At 66.3% G+C, this 2,297-nt stretch carries 2 protein-coding genes and 1 pseudogene; 2 read left to right on the top strand and 1 reads right to left on the bottom strand.

The window, feature by feature from the left end:
* Positions 1-139, bottom strand: a pseudogene (locus EOD07_RS38775) (phosphoribosylformylglycinamidine cyclo-ligase); the annotation flags it as partial.
* Positions 140-366: 227 nt separating this feature from the next.
* On the opposite strand from EOD07_RS38775, the gene EOD07_RS31285 reads away from it, so the two are divergent.
* Together EOD07_RS31285 and EOD07_RS31280 are read left to right on the top strand one after the other, a co-directional pair.
* Positions 367-984: a CDP-alcohol phosphatidyltransferase family protein gene (locus EOD07_RS31285; RefSeq protein ID WP_127238032.1), complete on the top strand. Its 618-nt coding sequence runs from the start codon at positions 367-369 to the stop codon at positions 982-984.
* Between the two features lie 55 nt (positions 985-1,039).
* Entirely contained in the window at positions 1,040-2,143 is a 1,104-nt protein-coding gene (locus tag EOD07_RS31280) for an AI-2E family transporter (protein WP_245470558.1), read from the top strand.
* Positions 2,144-2,297 lie beyond the last annotated feature (154 nt).

The raw sequence follows: 2,297 nt of genomic DNA, 5'->3' as shown, positions 1-2,297 counted from the left end.
CGCCATCGGCGCCCGGCCGGCGCGTCGCGCGCACCAGCGGCTTGATCTTCTCGACCATCAGATTGCCGGCATCGATATCGACGCCCGCCTCGGCATAGGTGAGCCCGTTCTTGCGCTTGGCCTTGTCGCCCTTGCTCATCGTCGGCTCGTTCCTGTTTCCATTGCGGGCTCTTCGCATGAATGGTTTCGGGGAGCAAGGATGACGCGCGGGTGAGGGAGTTTGTTCCCGAGGAAAGTGCGGTGATTGGCGGGAGGCTGCAGCGATAGCCAATCTACCGCCGCGTGGGAGGAGATGGCAGTTGCTCCCTTGCGCCCATCCCCCATCTCCCTCATCTTTTCCCAACAAAAGACACGACGGGACATCACGTGACCCTTCCCAACATGATCACGATCATGCGGCTGCTGCTCGTGCCCGCCGTGGTGCTGGCCATGCTGCAGTCGCTTTGGGGTTGGGCCTTCGCCGGCTTCCTCGTCGCCGGCATCTCCGACGGCGTCGACGGCTTCATCGCGCGCCGCTGGAACCAGTCGTCCCGCCTCGGCGCCTACCTCGATCCGGTCGCCGACAAGCTGCTGCTTGTCTCCGTCTTCGTCGTCATGGGCTTTGCCGGCGAACTGCCGCTCTGGCTGGTGGTGACCATGGTCTCGCGTGACGGGCTGATCGTCTGCGCGGTGCTCTTGTCCAGCGTGATGAGCCATCCGGTCGAGGTGAAGCCGCTCTTTGTATCGAAGGCCAACACCGCTGCGCAGATCGTGCTGGCCGCGCTTGTGCTGGGCGAACTTGCCTTCTCCGTGCATCTCGGCCCGCTGCGGACCGCGCTCATATTGCTGACCGGGGTCTTGACCGTGGCTTCGGCCGCGGCCTATCTCGTGGCTTGGCTAAGGCATATGAGCGGCTATGGCGAAGGCTCCCGGACGAGCAACTCCCAAACCGGCAACATCAAGTCGGGCATCGGCAAGTCGGGCGGCTCCGGCACGGACGCCTGACAATGACGGCGCGGTGATCGCCGCCGACGACGGCTCGGGCGGGCTTCGCCGCCAGATCCTCTTCTGGCTGGCAACGGCCGTGCTGCTGGCGCTGTTCCTCTACGTCTTCTCGGGCATCCTCCTGCCGTTCGTGGCCGGCATGGTGCTCGCCTATTTCCTCGACCCGGTCGCCGACTGGCTGCAGCGGCTCGGCCTCTCGCGCCTCATGGCGACCGCGGTGATCCTGATCGCCTTCATCGTCGTCGTGGTGCTGGCCTTCGTCATCCTGGTGCCGGTGCTGGCCACGCAGATGGCCGATTTCGCCCGCAAGCTGCCGGAATATCTCACCCGCCTGCAGTCGCTGATCACCAGTTTCGACCCGAAATGGCTGGAGCAGCGCTTTGGCGTCAACGCTGCCGGCCTGCGCGATGGGCTGAACTCGCTGCTGACCTCCGGCTTCAGCCTGCTCACCGCCGTCTTCACCTCGATCTGGAGTTCCGGCGTGGCGCTGGTCTCCGTGGTCAGCCTGTTCGTCGTCACCCCGGTCGTCGCCTTCTACATGCTGCTCGACTGGGACCGCATGGTGGCCGAGGTCGACGGCTGGGTGCCGCGCGACCATGTCGAGACGGTGCGCGCGCTTGCCCGCGACATCAACACCGCCACCGCCGGCTTCGTGCGCGGGCAGGGCACGCTCTGCCTCGTGCTCGGCGCCATGTACGCCACGGGCTTGACGCTGACCGGCTTGAACTTCGCCATCCTCATCGGCTTCTTCGCCGGCCTGATTTCCTTCATTCCCTATGTCGGCTCGCTGACCGGCCTCGTGCTCGCCGTCGGCGTCGCCTTCGTCCAGTTCTGGCCGGACTGGGCCATGGTGGTGCTGGTGGCTTGCGTGTTCTTCGTCGGCCAGTTCATCGAGGGCAACATCCTGCAGCCGCGGCTGGTCGGGAAGAGCGTCGGCCTGCATCCGGTTTGGCTGATGTTCGCGCTGTTCGCCTTCGGCGCGCTGTTCGGCTTCGTCGGTCTTTTGATTGCCGTGCCGGCCTCGGCGGCGATTGCGGTGCTCGTGCGCTTCGCCATTGGCCGCTATCTCGAATCGCCGCTTTACAAGGGCCACGCCACCGGGCCCGCGCCGCCATTGCCGGCCGATCGCGGTGGCGGCCATCGCTCGAAGCGGGGCTGAGATGGCCGCTCAGCCAGCAGATACGCCGCGCCAGCTGCCGCTCGATCTGGGCCACGGCACCGGCTATTCGCGCGACGAGCTCGTCGGCTCGGGCACCAATGCGCAAGCGGCATCGCTGATCGACCGCTGGCCGGACTGGCCGTCCCCGCTGGTG

The sequence above is a fragment of the Mesorhizobium sp. M2C.T.Ca.TU.002.02.1.1 genome (genome assembly GCF_003997225.1).
The sequence above is the reverse complement of the archived record's forward strand: the minus strand, read 5'-3'. Positions and strand labels throughout refer to the sequence as shown.